Source organism: Dyadobacter sp., from assembly GCF_039919315.1.
Lineage (GTDB): Bacteria > Bacteroidota > Bacteroidia > Cytophagales > Spirosomataceae > Dyadobacter.
The window spans coordinates 23,412-39,649 of the sequence record NZ_JBDSFX010000011.1; the positions used below are offsets into that span (position 1 = coordinate 23,412).

The following is a 16,238-nucleotide window of genomic DNA, read 5'->3' on the forward strand; positions in this document are numbered from 1 at the left end:
CACCTAAAAATCAACTTTATGCAATTGCATGCCGGTCCTGTTACCGCCGACTATGCCGACGGCTTTCTCCGGTACATCCGTGTAGGCGATCGCGAGATTGTGCGTATGATCTATTTCGCGATCCGCGATCAGAATTGGAAAACATTGCCTTTTACGATCAAAAAAGAGAAGATTCACGATGGTACTGACCATTTTACTGTAAAGCTGACTAGTTATATAGATTTTCAGGGCGTTAAGTTCACATGGAAAGTACAAATCACCGGACTGGCCGACGGTACCATTCATTTTGTGATCAAAGGTGAAGCGCGCAGTCAATTTCTTAAAAACCGCATTGGTCTTTGTATCCTTCATCCCACCGACAGCCTAGCGGGAAGGCCGTGCTCGATTGAGCATTCGGGTGGGTATTTTTCGCACGAGTTTTTCCCGGAATACGTTAGTCCGCACCAGACGTTTTTGAATGTGAGCGCGATGCAGTGGCTGGTCAACGGTAGCATTACCGCCCGATTGGACTTTGAGGGAGAGGTTTTCGAAACCGAAGATCAACGGAACTGGTCTGACGCCTCATTCAAAACCTATTGTACGCCTTTGACGATTCCGTTTCCGGTGGAGGTGGTAAAAGGAGAAGGGTTTAACCAGTCTGTTCGCCTGACCGTGAGCCTTGGAGGCTTTGTCTATCAATCTGTTGCCAAAAAGGCGGTCCGCATTTCATTGCTTGGTGAAAGACAGAATTTTCCGGCAATCGGCCTGCAAATACCGTCTGATTTTGCGATTCCAGAACCTTATCACACCAAGTTTCTTTCCAAAACCGGGTTTTCGCATTTGCGTGCCGATCTTTTCCTTTCGACCAACAATTGGGAAGAAAAACTGGATTGTGCATGCATCATTAGCAGCCGGTTGAAATTGCCATTGGAACTGGTGATTTTTGTGAATGATGAACTGGAAGGTAAGTGGAATCTGCTCATTGATAATCTGAAAAACAAAACTGCCAACATTCAGTCTGTGGCGTTGATGGAGGAGAAACGACGGGTCACTTCTGCGGCTTTGATTGAGAAATATCTTCCATTATTACATTGTGATTTGCCGGACATACGGGTAGGAGTCGGGACGGATGCCAATTTCGCTGAATTGAACCGTCATGCATTTGTGTTTGAAAATCAGGACTTTGTGTGTTATTCCTTGAATCCTCAGGTGCATTTACCGGATAATCTAACAATGGTAGAAAATATGCCAGCTCAATTCGATCAGGTCAGGAGTGCTCAGCGACTAACATCCGGAAAGCCCGTTCATATTTCCCCGATTACGTTAAAGCCGCGCTTTAATGCGGTAGCCACCACAGGCTGCAAGGAAAATAATGCATACGATGACCGGCAGGATACGGAATTTGCAGCAGCCTGGACATTGGGCAGCCTGAAATACCTTTCCGAGGCGGGTGCAGCAGCAATTACTTATTTCGAAACGACCGGCCCGGGTGGTATCATGAAAAAAACGACCATTTATCCGGTAGGGATACTGCTTGGTTTTATCTTGAAATGGCAGCCGCACGAAGTACAGGTGACGCAATGTGATCTGCCACTAATGGTGTCGTCGCTGATGCTGCACAAGCCAGGTGCCAGCTGTTTGTTACTCGCCAATCATTCGGTGGAGGAGCAAAATGTTATACTTCCGGAGAATTTGGTGCCGGTCCAGATCGCGTCCATTGTTACATCGTTCGGGGATATTGGCAAGCCTTTGGATGTTGATCAAGAATTGATTTTGACTTCTAATCAAGTGGTTGCGGTAATGTACTCATGATCATTTGCCCATCCATTTCTTAAAATCGTTCGTTTTCTCCCGGCTGACAATGGCTTCTTTCTCAAATACCGGTTTCAATGTGATCACCAGCCTGTTGTTATAATAGGGCTGAATCTGCACCACGGCACTGTGTGTTACAATAATGCTTCTGTTAACCCTGAAAAACCGGTCGGGATCGAGGAATAGCTCCATTTCGTCCATCCGGTAATCTACCATAAAGCGCTGGCCCAGGTGTGTTTTGAAAAAACTGATACTTTCATCAATATAGAAATAAGCGATTTCGGAGGTTTCAATCGAGAGCAGTTTTACACCTTGCTTGACGAGAAAACGTTTGCGATAGTCGGCGACAGGCTGCTGCAAATGCAGGTTTTTAAGGATATTTTCCAGATTGGGCGGCAGCACATGAGCCGATGTTCCGCGCTGGCCTCCGGTGAGATCGTAGAATTTTTTGATACTGCGCTGTAAATCTTCAAGTTGTACCGGTTTTAGTAAGTAATCAATGCTGTTGACCTTGAATGCCTGCAATGCATATTCGTCGTAGGAAGTGGTGAAGATTACGGTGCTGCGAATGTCGATCCGATTGAAGATCTCAAAGCTCTGTCCATCGGCGAGTTCGATATCCAGAAACAGCAGGTCAGGCTCAGGGTTGCCGGCGACCCGGTTTTGAGAAATCCATTCTACCGTGGCTTCAATGCTGGGTGTCACACCTTTGATCACAAAATCGGGTGCGGCTTCTTCCAGGAGTTTGGTCAGCTTTCTGACAGCCAGCTTTTCATCTTCGACAATTAATATATTCATTGGTTTTTAGTTTTTTCGGCAAGCAAGGGTAAGGTTATTTTAAAATAGTCGGGGCCTGGATCGATAAGTGGCTGCCGCTCAGAAAGCAGGCGGTATTTGGCTTCAATGTTGGCGAGCCCCAGCCTGGTTGATTTAACGCGCGTCGATTTTTCCAGCAAATTATTTTTGACTTCCAAAAGTTCATCCCCGACAGAGCGGATCACAATGCATAGCGGTTTTTTTTCAAGTATCGTATTGTGTTTCACCGCATTTTCTACCAAAAGTTGCAAGGTAAGCGGCGGAATGTACATACCCAGGGCAGTTTCATCCACGTCAATGATCATTTCCAAACCCTCGTCGTAGCGGGTACGGAGCAAATGATAATACGATTGAATGAATTTGATCTCGGTTTCTAATGTCGTCAGCTCATCCTGATTCGTTTGCAGCAGGTAGCGATATACTTTCGCCATTTCATCCACAAACTGCTCTGCCCGCGCAGGTTCGTCGCCGATCAGTGCGGATAGGGTATTGAGGCTATTAAAAAGAAAATGCGGGTTTACCTGGCTTTTCAAGCTCTGTAACTGGCCTTGCAACCCGGCCTTTCTCATTGCTTCTTTATTGACCTTCATCTCCCGCCATTTCTGTAGCGAGTAATTCACTTCGTAAAGACCAGTCAGTAGCAATACCGCGAAAAACTCAAAAATGTATACGTTGACCATCTTTTCAGCATCCAACTGCGCATTCACCGGGCGGAACTTGATGATCAGCAGGGCATAAAATGAAACATATATGAAAGTCAAAGTCCAGAAAGCGAGAGCGGTGTAAACCGCTCTTTTGGTCGAGGAATGAATAGAAGGATACTTTTGAGCAATGTACTGGGCCGCCCAATCGTGCGGTATGAATGCCAGAATGGTCATCGTCAGTACCATCAACGTGCCCAACAGGAAATTAGAAATACTGGACAAGTAGGGCTCGCCGATGAGCAGGTAGCTGATGATTGGCACAAACCACGGTACCAGCAGGGCAAACATCCACCTGCCGAAAAGGCTGAGCCAGATGAGCCGTCCAATGTAATCGAATCTGAATGTGGGAATCATGTGTGGATCAATGGCAAAAGAATGCTGAAACCCGCTTCACTTTCTTTGATCTGAATGGTTCCTGCCTGGTTAAACAACATTTTATAGCGCGAGATCAAGGTCGCCAGCCCGGCCGTGCTGAATGGCATCCGGACGAGTCGTTTCTGTAAATTATTACTCACTTCCAGTTGTCCCGTGGGTGTGGTTGTGATATGGATATGTAACGGTCGCTCTGCGGACACGATATTGTGCCGGATCGCATTGTCTATCAGCGTTTGAAGGGTGATCGGAGCGATCAGTAACGTCAGATAAACGTCCTCTATTTCAATGCGAACATGGATTCCGCCTTCAAAACGGGTTTCCAGGAGGTAAATGTAAGAACGTATAAATCGTAGCTCGGCTTCCAGGGTAACCAAATTGGTTTCCTTGTCAGGCCCATTCACACTCAGCAGGTACCGGTACACTTTCGACATTTCATCCACGAATTTTTCGGCCGTGGCAGGCGCTTCGGAAATTAGTACGGAGAGAGAGTTAAGACAATTGAACAAAAAATGAGGGTTAACCTGCTGTTTTACGACGTCGAGTTCAGTTTGTAACTGTTTTTCTGCCATTTGTTGCAATTCCTGCTGATTGGATTTCCATTGCCTGAATGTAAAAGCCAGCTCGGTCAGCCCTGCCGCGATCAGCGACCCTGCCAGTACTGCCAATACAAACCATATCACGCCTTCCGTCAGCGGGGCCGTTTCGAAGAATGTGTCGTTATTATAAAAAAACAAGGTCAGGTAAAGTATTGAAACACTGATGACTGCGTAGGAAATGAACCAAAATGCAACACGCCATCCCGACTGATGTGTTTCAGGGTAGGTTTTTGCAATAAATGACCAGAACCGAATGCTTATCATAGGATTTTACAAACCATAAAAATAGGGGTGGTTTGCCGGTTAGAAAAGCTATGGGCCTGCCAGATGTAATAAATAATTGCCGAATTGTCAGAATTGGCCCTTTAATCCATTTGGCAAACAATCATAAAGGTAAAGCCGGAAAGTCGTAAAACGACGAAATACAGATCAGAGGCTAAAAAGTGAGTTTCAACTGCTAAAACATACATTCTGACGAAATTCTGTTTTATAAGTGAGCGGGTTGATGCCACATTTGTATCACGCTGTCAGAAACAGTGAGCCATGAAAAAATAGCGTTATCAATCAGACCATCTTTATTAGCCATGAATGCATCGATCAGTCCATTTTCAAGAGTTGTAACATTAGCCGGTAATGCCAATCCCAACCGGATTGCAGCACACGTCCGGGGGAGGATCATTTGGGTCGCCGCCAATGAGATCACCCATTTGCGTGGAGAAGGCAACTATACCCACATTTATACGCATAAAGGTGTCAACTACCTGGTTTCCAAAACGCTGAAAAGCGTGATGGAAACGTTACGTGCGGATTTTATGCGCATCCACAAGTCTTGCGCGGTTAACCCTGAGTTTGTAACGGCCCGCGTGGAACCGGACACGTTACTGCTCACCAACGGCGCCAGACTGCCGATCGCCCGCAGAAGAATGCGTGAAATTCAGACGCTGCTGTCGAGAGAGTACCTGGCCGCGGGGTAAAAGTTTCTAGTGTGAGGAGGTGCCGAACACCGGGAGGGGATGGGGTCCCGGTACCGGTGTTCTTTTTTTGTAACAAATTCAGACCGTTTTCAGATGACTTTTGATCAGAGCCGCTGCCTTACCGGAGCTGGGGCGGGGCGCATGTGTTTCCAGCATAGTACCGTCCGAGTTGATCAAAATATACCGCGGGATTCCCCACAAGTGATACTTCTCCCAAAGCGAGCCGGGCTGATCCGTTTGCTCGTTAATGTGACTTCCGGCGGGGATGCTGTTGTCTTTCAATAGCTTCTTCCAAGCATCCACGTCGCGATCCACGGAAACATAGAGAAATACAACCTGATCATTACCTTCGAATTGTTTGACCAGTTTTTTCGAATCGGGAAACTCTTCCCGGCAAGGAACGCACCAGGTTGCCCACACATCCACATACACAACTTTTCCTTTCAGACTGCTGAGCGATACTTTTTTACCATCCGCGGTCTGCCCTGTGAAGTCTGGTGCAGGTTTTCCGGGTCCGATGGCTTCCCATTTGGCAAAACTCTTATCAATGGCTTTTTTGTAAGCTGGGACTTTGCAATCTCTGTTAAAATCAGCCCTGATGGTTTGAAGTTCAGGGTAAATTCCTTCCATATTAACATAATAATTTAGATTAGCGGCCCTGAAATGCGCGTCAAGCCGTGGCGATAATTTTCGTTTTTTAATGACATTGTTCGTAATGGTCGGCCATTTATCGCCTAATGAATCATTTTCCTGATCTTTGGCCACATCACCGACCTCTTGAAAAATATCTGCCTGCAGATAGAAGTTCAAAGCCTGACCGTATTCATACATATTGGCGGCCATAGCCAGTGAATCATCAGGCAGATCTTTAATGACCGTTTTCAATGTTGCAGGAATTTCAGGATTATTGAAATTGAAATCATATTGAGCGCTGATGTAGTTTTGGTGAAAAAAGTACTGAGCCATTTGATTCTTTTTAGCCATCAATTGTAAAGCTAACTTGCTCACCGTCTGATCTTTTGATAGATTGGCATACAGAGAATCATACCCTTTACGCAATGCATCGCGGCGCCCGATAAATTCGTTCAGGTCAGCGTGAATGGCAGGTTTTCCGTTCACCTCTTCATATTTTTGTTGTAGGGCCCTGGTTTTTTCCAGGTATTGGTGCACTGTCGCGCCATCACCGGTAGACCTTAATCCGCCAGGCTTTTTACTGCTATCAGGTTCAATGTTAATTATATCACCAGGGATCAGGAGCAGCTGAATGTATTCATCATTGCTTTGAATATTAGCGAAAACGGGTTGATCAAGTGCTATCTCAATAAATGCCCTGCCAGCTGTGTCGGCATTGACAGAACCGAGCATGATCGTGTCAAAGGAGAGTATATTACTACTTATCAAATCTACTTTCGCGCCTTTTCCATTATGGAGTTTAACCGAGATTTTTACTTTTCCGGTGTCCTTTTGGTCGTGGCAGGCGAATGCAAAAACGGAGATCAGAATGACTAGGGTACTCTTTAAGCAATAAGACATGGCAGCTGAGTTTAGTGAAACAATAAGTTACATAGACCTTTACTTTAAAAAAGCTTATTATGATGCGATTGATCACGAATCGCCATGATAATGGTCATGTAAATCGTCAGGCGAAATCGGGATTTTTGCTCTTAAAGCAAAACAAACATATTCTGATCATGTCGCATACCTTTCATATTCCTGTTTTAGGCCTGGGATATTCTGTTGATACACCCATTAAAGTTTCGCGTTTCGGCATCTCATCGGTCGTATCCATTGTGGACGATGAGTTGATCGAGCGAATGAGGAAGAATTATTATTTAAAGCAGGGAGAAACTTATATCCCGATTGAAAAGTCCGAGCCGGATTACCGCAGCCGGAGGATCACAGACTATCTGAACCTGATGAACTGGATCGTCAATGAACAGTTTGCCGAACTTCGTAGGCAACCTTTCGGTCACCATCATGACATTGATCGTTATTTCAGCCTTTTACCCGAAACGTCACAACTCAAAAAGCGCTATACCAACCTGCTGGCGATGCCCGAAGGGAAAGAAAAGCGGAATGCGGACCTGGTGCTGCGCGGCTTGCTAACCAAAGGGGCGATTGATGTGAACATTATGTCCAAGGTAGATAAGGTGAACAAAGACCGCGACGGGCACCTATTGGGTGATGCTTACACGGACGCCCTGGCCGCATTACGAGGTTTCGCAAACAGTAACCTCAATTCCTCCCTCGTTCTCTCGGCCGGAATGAACCCTAGACTTTACAGCTACCTGGAAAATTTCCCCGACTTTTTTCCGGATGAAAATGGTCATTTCAAAAAGAAGGTAATCCTGAAAGTAAGCGATTTTCGTTCTGCGCTCATTCAGGCAAAGTTTTTGGCCAAAAAAGGGATCTGGGTTTCAGAATTCAGGATCGAGTCCGGCCTGAACTGTGGGGGACATGCTTTTGCGACTGATGGTTATTTGCTAGGCCCGGTTTTGGAGGAATTTAAAACCAAAAGAACCGAGATGATCACGGAGCTTTTCAACATGTACCAGGCAGCGCTGGAAGGTAAAAATTTAGTAATTAACCATCCGCCTGAGTTGAAAATAACCGTGCAGGGTGGTATAGGAACCGCGGAAGAAAACGACTTTTTATTGCGTCATTATGAAATGGACGCCACGGGCTGGGGGAGTCCTTTCCTGCTGGTACCGGAAGTCACCAATGTGGATGAGCAGACATTAAATGCCATTTCTAAGGCAACCAGTGAGGATTATTACATCAGCAACTCTTCTCCGCTGGGTGTGCTTTTCAATAATTTCAAAAACAGCAGCGCGGAAAAGCAGCGCCTCGAACGGATTGCGAAAGGTAGGCCGGGCAGTCCGTGCAACAAGCGGTACCTGGTTTCCAATACGGAATTCACCGAGGAACCTATCTGTACTGCGTCCCGCGAATACCAGCATCTCAAAATCAAACAATTACAATCGCTTGATCTGAACCAGGCTGATCTGGAAGAACAGATTAATGCAGTGACCGAGAAATTATGTCTCTGTGAAGGACTTACCACCGCTGCTTTGCTGAAAAATGATCTGCTGAAACCGCGTGAGAATCAAGCCGTTTCAATTTGCCCGGGTCCTAATCTTGCCTGGTTTTCCGGGATATTCTCTTTGGATGAAATGGTCAGACACATTTACGGAAAAGCCAACCTGCTCGAAAAAGTGGAGCGGCCTAATATGTTCATTAACGAGCTGACTTTATATGTGAATTACCTGAAAAAGGACTTGGAGCGCCACGCCAAGGATTTGACGGACAAGAAGGCGAAGTATTTTGCCAAATTCAAAGAGCAGCTGATCCAAGGGATTGATTATTACAAAAACCTAATCCCCGAAATCACCAACCAAACGCTCGCTTACCGCCAGGAAATGCTGACGCAGCTACACATCATTGAAATGCAGCTGGCGGAAGTCTAATTCCGCATGCGCGCCAGTTTTTCATATTCCAAAACCGTGATCAGGCTGCCTTTCATTTCTACGAGATTTTCGTCTTTGAAATCTGAAAGCGTCCGGATCACGGTTTCAGTGGCGGTTCCCACGATCGATGCAATGTCTTCACGGGTTATGGACATGGAGAATGGTTTGGAATGATCATCCTGGTAACGCTGTGCCAGCATCACCAGTGCCTGCGCCACCCGCTTTCTGACGGAGTTATATGCCAGTTGCAGCAACCGCTCCTCCCGGTCTTTGATCTCGTTGGAAAGCATTTTGATAAACTTTGAGGCTACTTCGCGGTTACCCTGCAGCAAATTGAAGAAATCATCCTTCGGTATCATCGCTACCTCCGATTTTTCCAGCGAAATGGCGGATTCCTGGTAAGTTTCACCCTGCAAGAGATCCAGGTAGCCAAAGAAATCTCCCTCTTTGTACAGATCAGTAATGTATTCCTTACCATTATCATTGGACTTGTACGCCTTCACTTTTCCCTTTTGCAGGAAGTAAACGTAGGAAGGGTAGCTGCCCTCAGTATAAATGGTTTCTTTTTTACGTAAAAATTTAACCTTCTTATCCTCAGCCAGTTTGATGATCATATCGAATGATTTGGCCTCCTGCATAAACGAATCGAGGCCTTCCGCAGAGCGGTCAAACTGGCGCTTGATGCGTTCGCTCTTTTTTAGCCGCATTTCCACAGCATTCAGCAGCTCCACATCGTCATAAGGCTTGGTCAGGTAGTCGTCGGCGCCCATGGTCATACCTTTGCGGTAATCTTCTTTTTCAGCTTTTGCGGTCAGGAAAACGAAAGGAATGGCGGAGGTGCGTTCGTCTTTCCCCAACAGGTGCAGCACGCCGTAACCGTCCAGTTCAGGCATCATAATGTCACAGATGATCAGGTCGGGATTGTGGCTGGCGGCTTGCAGGACTCCTTCTTTACCATTTTTAGCGGTAATGACCTCGTAGTTGGCCAGTTCCAGAATTTCAGCGGTATTTTCCCGCATTTCGGGATTGTCTTCGATCAGTAGTACTTTTTTGGTTTCCAAGACAATGTAATTAATTGTGAATCAATCATTTTTCACCTGAGAAGGCACATGATTGGGAACCTGTATATCGAAAACAGTTCCTTTCCCAACCTCGCTCCTAAAGTGTACTGCTCCGCCCATGAGCTCAATGTAATTTTGGACAATATTTAATCCAAGGCCTGTTCCCTGCGCGGTACCCGCATTGTGTGCGCGGAAAAAACGGTCAAATATGTGTTGTTGATCCTGTTCCGGAATGCCTATACCATGGTCTTCAATTTCCACCCGCACCATTTCCTGTGTCGACTGCACATTCAGGAAAATGGATTTGCCCGGTTCCGAATATTTGATCGCATTGGAAAGCAGATTGAAAAGCACATTGCGCAGCAGCTGTTTGTCCAGCCAAACCTCGTGAATGCCAGTGTATTGGAAATGAATGTGTTGACCTTCTTTACAAAGCCCTTTGATCTCCTCAATGAGGGCTTCGCAAAATGCCGGAAGTGTGGTCAATATCGGAACGCTGTTAACCCTACCTTCTTCCAGCTTACCGATCGACATAAAATCATTCAGTATCTCCGTTAGGTTCGTTACTGTCGATTTGATCCGCTGCACATGCTTATGACGCTTGTCCTCCTCTTCTGTTTTGGTGTATCTTCCTATTAATGAGGCCGATGAAAGAATGGTGGCCAGCGGTGTCCGAAATTCGTGGGAAGCAATGGTCACAAACTGGCTTTTCATATTGTTCAGCTCGCGTTCCTTTTTCAGGGCACGGATCACCTCTTCCTGCGACTGTTCCACCCTTTGAATCGCACTCGCCAGTTCCCTGGTGCGCTGCTCTACGCGCTCTTCCAGCTCAGCATTCAGTTTCTGAATTTCCAGATTGGCTTCAATGATGCGGTTCTCCTGTTTTTTTCTCTCCGTTATATCAATCACAAAACTCACGACAAACTCGCCGTCGCTGGTTTTGAATGGGCTGAGACTTACCTCTACCGGAAACTCGCTGCCGTCATGACGTCTTGCAAACAAGTCCATTAAATGCCCCATCCCACGCGCCCGTGGTGATTCCAGGTATTCATCACGGTTTCCGACGTGGTTTTTGGAAAACCTGGCGGGAATGAGTATTTCAATCTTATTTCCGATCAGTTCCTGATCTTTATACCCGAAAAGTTCTTTGGCTTTTGGGTTTAACATTACAATGCTGCCGCTTCTGTCCACTACGACAATGCCTTCTGTCGCGTGCTTGAACAAGGCGTCGAGCATTTCTATATGCCGTGTCATCACCTGAGTATGAATTAAAATATCTGTATCAAACATACCAAGGTACAGGACATAGGTGAACACCGCAAGGAGCGGCTATTTAAATAGTTTGACTAAAAAGTGCAGTTTGCGGCAAGTCCGCCCATAACCTCGCGTCGAAGGCCATGCATACATTGCGTATAAATGGTTTCCCTTTTTCGGTTACCCGCACCCGAAATGGCTCGATCTCAACCAGTTCGTCGAATTCCATTTCGGATAATCGTTCCAACGCATTGTAAACATCCATACACACTTCGGAAGACGATGTCCAGGAAGTTTCAAAACTGGTCATTAACTCTAAAATGTGCCGGCGCATGATTAAATCCTCACGTGTCAGCTCGTGCCCGCGTGCGATCGGGATTTCATTGGCTTCAATTCTCTTGTAATAATCTTCCACCTTTTTCTCATTCTGAACATATCCGGTCCAGGAATCACTGATGGAGGAAGCACCGAGACCAATGAGCAGCTGGGTACGGGTGTCGGTGTAACCCATAAAATTCCGGTGCAGTCGGCCTTCGGTTTGGGCGATGAAAAGTTCGTCGGTCTCCAATGCGAAATGGTCCATGCCAATGTCGCGGTAGCCAGCCAGTTCCAGCGCGTTTCTGCCGGTTTCGTAAATGGACATTTTTTTGTCCGCATCAGGAAGGTCGAGTTCGGTATAATTACGCTGGCCGGGTTTGATCCAGGGCACATGGGCGTAGCTGTAAAACGCAATGCGATCGGGTTTGAGCTGTATCACGCGGAGCATAGTCTGCATCATATAGCAGGCTTTTTGCTGCGGGAGACCGTACACAATGTCGTAATTGACAGAGGTATAGCCTATCTCGCGTGCTTTGCGGGTGAGGTGCGCTACTTGCTCGTAAGTCTGATGTCTGTTGATGATTGCGAGTACAATGGGATTAAAATCCTGCACGCCAATGCTGATTCTTCGAAAACCAACCTGGTATAGTGCCTGTAAATGTTCGTCAGTGGTGTTGCCCGGATGTGCCTCAAAACCAAAACTTGCTTTCGGGTGAACGATTGCATTTTCAAGCAGTCCATTCACCAGTCTGGTGAGGTTTTTGGGACTAAAAAAAGTAGGCGTACCGCCGCCCAGATGCAGCTCACGAATAACAGGTTGGGTGCCTCCAAAAATGGAAAAGTACATTTTCCACTCTTTCAGAACAGCGTCAATGTATTTGGTTTCAACTGCGTGATTAATGGTGATTCGGGTATTGCAGCCACAATAGGTACAGAGACTTTCGCAAAATGGCAGGTGAACGTAAAGGCTGATCCCTTCTTTATCATTCGAAACAGAAAATGCTTCATTGGCTAGATCTGACCATTTGTGCTGGGTAGGAGCAGTTTTTTGCCAATAGGGAACAGTTGGATAACTGGTGTAACGCGGCCCGGGTGTATTGTATTTGAACAGCAAGTCCTTGTCCATTGTGAATTTTGATGTATGTGATGAGGTTCCAAAGCTAACCAGGTAGCCACGCGAAAAACATGACAGTCGTCATGAAAAAAACATATTTTGGTTGGAACGACAAGACTTACCAAGTCTTGGAGACTTGGCAAGTCTCATTACTTACAAATCGTAATCCCAGCATGCGATTCACCACTCACAGGCAAATCCACCAAAACCCCTCGCATTACCAGCCAAATCCCCGCCACCGCAAGCATAACCGGCACAAAACTTCGAATGCGGGAGCGTAGCGCAGGCGTAAACTTCTGCTTTGCAATACCGATGGAAATCATCGCCGGAAATGTACCCAACCCGAACATCATCATATAAATAGCGCCACTAGCCATGCTACCCGTCGCTATGGAGCTCATAAGTGCCATATACACCATTCCACACGGGATTAGTCCATTAAAAACACCGAGCAAAAGCCAGCCACCCTCAGTGCGGCTTTGCAACAGAACGGCCATTTGTTTCTTTAAAAAATGAACAGATCGTACCCAAAAAACAGGAGGACGAAAGTACTTATCCAGCCGCGTGGGCCAGAAAACATAAGCCAACATTAGTAGCCCCGCAAAAACCGATAGGTAGCGCAGGTAACCCAGCCAGGCAAGAGAGGTACCAATACCGCCAACCAGCAAACCAAGGACTGAATAGGATAATATACGACCGGAATTGTAAATCAGTAAACCTGAAAACTGCTGCAACCGTGATCCTTTGTGCACCGGCAATGCCAGCGCGATCGGGCCGCACATACCGATGCAATGCAAACTGCTGATCAGTCCTATCGTGAATGCGAGGTATGGAAGCGCGGTAGTCATGATTCTATTTGCCAGCGTGGTTAGTCACCATTACGCCTTCATTCCAGTAAGTGGTTTCGCCTGATTTCCAATCGATCTGGACCTTGTAGCGGGCGTCCGGAACTTGGCTGAAAGGAATAAATTGCTCATTTCCGTTAGACATAATATCAAAGCTGCGGTCGTTTTTGTTGTTCGAAGGGCAGTACAGATTGATTTTTCCGCTGATGGTCTGATCATTCAGCATTTTGGGATAATGAATGGCTAATCCATTGTTAGTCACCTCCCAGGTCAGTGGTTGTGGAAGTAAGTCGGTGCGTTTTACTTTGTCGATTTTGTCCTGGAACCTGAGTTCTTCGTCATAATAATGGTCAGTCACAAGATCGATTTTCTGACTGGTGCTCATGCCAACGAGTACCAGTATCATCGCAACGAAACCGATGTATACCGCAGCAATTCCCGCTCCCCAGTTTATTTTGATCGTTTTCATAGTTCAATAGTTTAGCGAATGTTCATTCCTCAGGTGCCATAAATGTGGTTTCGAAATCTTCCAGTTTTTTCGCGCCCTGGGAGACTGAAAGCGTCAATGTTGTTTTCCGACGATTCAATGCAGATTTTGGAATAATAATGAACACGGTCCCCTCCGACATTCCGGCGGCTTCCAGCGTAAGGTCCGGTGACCCCGCGAAAAGAAGTTTCCCGGTTGGATTGTCGAGGTGAATCGTGGGGTTAATGGTCTGATTGGTTTTATTGAAAATCTTAAATGTGTAAAGGTTGCTGATCGTACCGTCATTATTCTCAATGTACTGACTTCCCGGCGCGCGAAAGAGTGTGGTCTGCGTGTCGTTACGGGTAGCGACCATGAATCCCAGGCCAGACCAAAGCAACAAAAGCACAACCGAGTAGCCAATAACTCTGGGCGTGATCAGTTTGGTAGTTTTTTTAACAATCGCATTTTCGGAGGTATAGCGGATCAAGCCCCGGTCAAAACCGATCTTGTCCATAATATGGTCGCAGGCATCAATGCAGGCGGTGCAGTTCACACATTCCATTTGGGTACCATTCCGGATGTCGATACCAGTCGGGCATACGGTCACACATTGGAAGCAGTTAATGCAATCCCCTTCCGTTCTCGCCAGATCTTTATGTAGCTTGCCTCTTGGCTCGCCCCGCTCATGATCGTAAGCCACCGCGATCGAATTGCGGTCTAGTAAAACGCTTTGCAGACGTCCGTAGGGGCATACTACCGTACAGGCTTTCTCACGCAGCCACGCAAAATTGAAATAGAAAATCGCTGTAAAAATCATGATGCCCGTAAAAAGCGGGACGTGATCGGCTATGGGTTCGCGGATGATTTTTGCAAGCGCATCGACACCGAGTACGTAAGAAAGAAGCAGGTTGGCAATCGCAAAAGATACGACGAGGAAAATACTATACTTCAGCCCCTTCTTCATGATCTTGTCTGCATTCCAGGGTGCATTGTCCAACAGTTTTTGCTTACCCGCATCACCTTCGATCGCATATTCGATCTTGCGAAAAACCATTTCCATGAAAACCGTCTGAGGACAAGCCCAGCCACACCATAACCGCCCGAAAATGGTCGTGAATAGTACCACAAAAACCATAAACGAAAGCATCGTCAGGCCGAAAAGCCAGTAGTCCTGCGGTCCGATGAAAATTCCGAAAATGATGAATTTTCTTTCCAACACATTAAATAGTAGCAACGGCTGGCCGCCTACTCTGATGAAAGGTGTGACAAATAACAATGTCAAAACGATCACAGTGAAGACTATCCGGCGGTTATGCCATTGTCCTGTTGGTTTTTGCGGGTGAAGCTTATTCATGATTGGTCGGTAAAATAAGACTTACCAAGTCTTGTAGACGGGGTCGCCTAGACTTGGCAAGTCTCGCTTGTTTACTTGGCCGCCATGGCGGCATCGCTCACCAGTTCGCCCTGCGGTTCTTTTGCATTCGCAGGCTTGGTACCTTTCAGCGAAACGACGTAGCTGGCCACCTTCTGAATGTCAGTCGGGGACAATTGTTTTTCCCAGGAGATCATTCCTTTTTCGGGCACGCCGTACTTAATTACCTTGAACAAATTCTTAATACCGCCGCCATGCAGCCAATATTCGTCTGTCAGATTGGGCCCCACTGTACCACCTCCATCCACACCGTGACAAGCAATACATTTTTCGGTAAAAATGGCTTTTCCTTGTCCCAGTACAGCTTGGTCGGTTACTAATGTGACTGAATTTTCATCCATACTTGCCCCGACTTTCTCCATGTAAGCCTTTTTCTCAATTTCCGCAGCGGCTATTTCTTTTTCCAGTTCAGCCATTTGCAAATCGCCGATGCCGCTGAAATAGTAGGCCGCATAACCGATCGCAATGATAATGGTGGCGATAAAAAGTGACTGCAGCCACGGTGGCATCCGGTTGTCGAGCTCCTGTATGCCGTCGTAATCGTGACCTTCGATCAGGATCTGTTTTTCGTCTTTGAGATCCACTGAAATGCCCCTGAATTTTCTCCACCAATGGTTGCTGAAAACGAATGTTGATTCAGTTTCTTCGGCTTTCTTAGAGAATTTCTTCAAAAGACTTATTGCATTAGCCAGCAGGATAACCAATTGAATGACAACAAATAACAAACCTGCCAGTACCACATAAAGAATCAGGTCGGTACCTGTCACGGCCCTCACTTTTTCTGTTTCTTGTGCAAATGCAGAGCGGTTCAGCAAGCAGAAAAAGGTGATTGATAAGACGGTTTTTTTAACGACACCATCATGCAATGGCAGCCGGCGCATTTTGTTCAGCGACTCATTGTCGAGCCGGAGCACGTACACGAGCAGCCCGACAAAAAAGGCGAAGAATATGATCAGCGAGATCAGCGGGTAAATTCCCACTCCCGCGATGGTTTCGAGGTAATTTCGGAATTTCATGGTCGG

At 46.4% G+C, this 16,238-nt stretch carries 14 protein-coding genes; 3 read left to right on the forward strand and 11 right to left on the reverse strand.

The window, feature by feature from the left end; genetic code table 11:
• The first annotated feature begins 18 nt into the window (after positions 1–18).
• Complete coding sequence (locus tag ABIO93_RS03105) at positions 19–1,791, forward strand: hypothetical protein (RefSeq protein ID WP_348064330.1); 1,773 nt, start codon at positions 19–21, stop codon at positions 1,789–1,791.
• Here ABIO93_RS03105 and ABIO93_RS03110 read toward each other — a convergent pair whose 3' ends face one another.
• The 3 genes from ABIO93_RS03110 to ABIO93_RS03120 are packed head-to-tail and all read right to left on the reverse strand — an operon-like array spanning position 1,792 to position 4,546.
• Positions 1,792–2,589, reverse strand: a complete 798-nt coding sequence (locus ABIO93_RS03110; RefSeq protein ID WP_348064332.1) for a LytTR family DNA-binding domain-containing protein — start codon at positions 2,587–2,589, stop codon at positions 1,792–1,794. It lies immediately after the preceding gene.
• A complete protein-coding gene (locus ABIO93_RS03115) occupies positions 2,586–3,665 on the reverse strand; it encodes a histidine kinase (protein ID WP_348064334.1) in 1,080 nt (359 codons plus the stop codon). The genes ABIO93_RS03110 and ABIO93_RS03115 overlap by 4 nt, the downstream gene beginning before the upstream one ends.
• Positions 3,662–4,546 carry a histidine kinase gene (locus tag ABIO93_RS03120; RefSeq protein ID WP_348064336.1) on the reverse strand — a complete coding sequence of 295 codons (885 nt, stop codon included), beginning with the start codon at positions 4,544–4,546 and terminating at the stop codon, positions 3,662–3,664. The genes ABIO93_RS03115 and ABIO93_RS03120 overlap by 4 nt, the downstream gene beginning before the upstream one ends.
• A gap of 320 nt (positions 4,547–4,866) precedes the next feature.
• Between ABIO93_RS03120 and ABIO93_RS03125 the strand changes: the two genes are divergently transcribed.
• Positions 4,867–5,256, forward strand: coding sequence for a LytTR family DNA-binding domain-containing protein (locus tag ABIO93_RS03125; RefSeq protein ID WP_348064338.1), 390 nt, complete (start codon positions 4,867–4,869; stop codon positions 5,254–5,256).
• A gap of 78 nt (positions 5,257–5,334) precedes the next feature.
• Here ABIO93_RS03125 and ABIO93_RS03130 read toward each other — a convergent pair whose 3' ends face one another.
• The gene (locus tag ABIO93_RS03130; protein ID WP_348064339.1) at positions 5,335–6,789 is read right to left on the reverse strand and encodes a TlpA disulfide reductase family protein; all 1,455 of its coding nucleotides are present in this window, start codon (positions 6,787–6,789) and stop codon (positions 5,335–5,337) included.
• Positions 6,790–6,848: 59 nt separating this feature from the next.
• Between ABIO93_RS03130 and ABIO93_RS03135 the strand changes: the two genes are divergently transcribed.
• Positions 6,849–8,723: a hypothetical protein gene (locus ABIO93_RS03135; RefSeq protein ID WP_348064340.1), complete on the forward strand. Its 1,875-nt coding sequence runs from the start codon at positions 6,849–6,851 to the stop codon at positions 8,721–8,723.
• Here the strand turns inward: ABIO93_RS03135 and ABIO93_RS03140 are convergent.
• From ABIO93_RS03140 to ABIO93_RS03170, 7 genes are all read right to left on the reverse strand, one after another.
• Positions 8,720–9,784, reverse strand: a complete 1,065-nt coding sequence (locus tag ABIO93_RS03140; protein WP_348064342.1) for a response regulator — start codon at positions 9,782–9,784, stop codon at positions 8,720–8,722. The genes ABIO93_RS03135 and ABIO93_RS03140 overlap by 4 nt on opposite strands.
• Before the next feature lie 21 nt (positions 9,785–9,805).
• Positions 9,806–11,038 carry a PAS domain-containing sensor histidine kinase gene (locus tag ABIO93_RS03145; protein ID WP_348064344.1) on the reverse strand — a complete coding sequence of 411 codons (1,233 nt, stop codon included), beginning with the start codon at positions 11,036–11,038 and terminating at the stop codon, positions 9,806–9,808.
• Between the two features lie 79 nt (positions 11,039–11,117).
• Positions 11,118–12,482, reverse strand: coding sequence for an oxygen-independent coproporphyrinogen III oxidase (hemN, locus tag ABIO93_RS03150; protein ID WP_348064346.1), 1,365 nt, complete (start codon positions 12,480–12,482; stop codon positions 11,118–11,120).
• A 137-nt stretch (positions 12,483–12,619) separates the two neighbouring features.
• A complete protein-coding gene (locus ABIO93_RS03155) occupies positions 12,620–13,318 on the reverse strand; it encodes a sulfite exporter TauE/SafE family protein (protein ID WP_348064348.1) in 699 nt (232 codons plus the stop codon).
• 4 nt (positions 13,319–13,322) lie between these two features.
• Positions 13,323–13,784, reverse strand: a complete 462-nt coding sequence (locus ABIO93_RS03160) for a FixH family protein (protein WP_348064350.1) — start codon at positions 13,782–13,784, stop codon at positions 13,323–13,325.
• A 22-nt stretch (positions 13,785–13,806) separates the two neighbouring features.
• A complete protein-coding gene (gene ccoG, locus ABIO93_RS03165; RefSeq protein ID WP_348064352.1) occupies positions 13,807–15,138 on the reverse strand; it encodes a cytochrome c oxidase accessory protein CcoG in 1,332 nt (443 codons plus the stop codon).
• 71 nt (positions 15,139–15,209) lie between these two features.
• Complete coding sequence (locus ABIO93_RS03170; protein ID WP_348064354.1) at positions 15,210–16,232, reverse strand: cbb3-type cytochrome c oxidase N-terminal domain-containing protein; 1,023 nt, start codon at positions 16,230–16,232, stop codon at positions 15,210–15,212.
• Positions 16,233–16,238: the final 6 nt, after the last annotated feature.

Coding starts and splice junctions, on each gene's coding strand:
- ccoG (WP_348064352.1), bottom strand. CDS start 15,138: ATGAATAAGCTTCACCCGCAAAAACCAACAGGACAATGGCATAACCGC.
- ABIO93_RS03120 (WP_348064336.1), bottom strand. CDS start 4,546: ATGATAAGCATTCGGTTCTGGTCATTTATTGCAAAAACCTACCCTGAA.
- hemN (WP_348064346.1), bottom strand. CDS start 12,482: ATGGACAAGGACTTGCTGTTCAAATACAATACACCCGGGCCGCGTTAC.
- ABIO93_RS03145 (WP_348064344.1), bottom strand. CDS start 11,038: ATGACACGGCATATAGAAATGCTCGACGCCTTGTTCAAGCACGCGACA.
- ABIO93_RS03160 (WP_348064350.1), bottom strand. CDS start 13,784: ATGAAAACGATCAAAATAAACTGGGGAGCGGGAATTGCTGCGGTATAC.
- ABIO93_RS03130 (WP_348064339.1), bottom strand. CDS start 6,789: ATGTCTTATTGCTTAAAGAGTACCCTAGTCATTCTGATCTCCGTTTTT.
- ABIO93_RS03115 (WP_348064334.1), bottom strand. CDS start 3,665: ATGATTCCCACATTCAGATTCGATTACATTGGACGGCTCATCTGGCTC.
- ABIO93_RS03105 (WP_348064330.1), top strand. CDS start 19: ATGCAATTGCATGCCGGTCCTGTTACCGCCGACTATGCCGACGGCTTT.
- ABIO93_RS03155 (WP_348064348.1), bottom strand. CDS start 13,318: ATGACTACCGCGCTTCCATACCTCGCATTCACGATAGGACTGATCAGC.
- ABIO93_RS03135 (WP_348064340.1), top strand. CDS start 6,849: ATGATGCGATTGATCACGAATCGCCATGATAATGGTCATGTAAATCGT.
- ABIO93_RS03110 (WP_348064332.1), bottom strand. CDS start 2,589: ATGAATATATTAATTGTCGAAGATGAAAAGCTGGCTGTCAGAAAGCTG.
- ABIO93_RS03125 (WP_348064338.1), top strand. CDS start 4,867: ATGAATGCATCGATCAGTCCATTTTCAAGAGTTGTAACATTAGCCGGT.
- ABIO93_RS03170 (WP_348064354.1), bottom strand. CDS start 16,232: ATGAAATTCCGAAATTACCTCGAAACCATCGCGGGAGTGGGAATTTAC.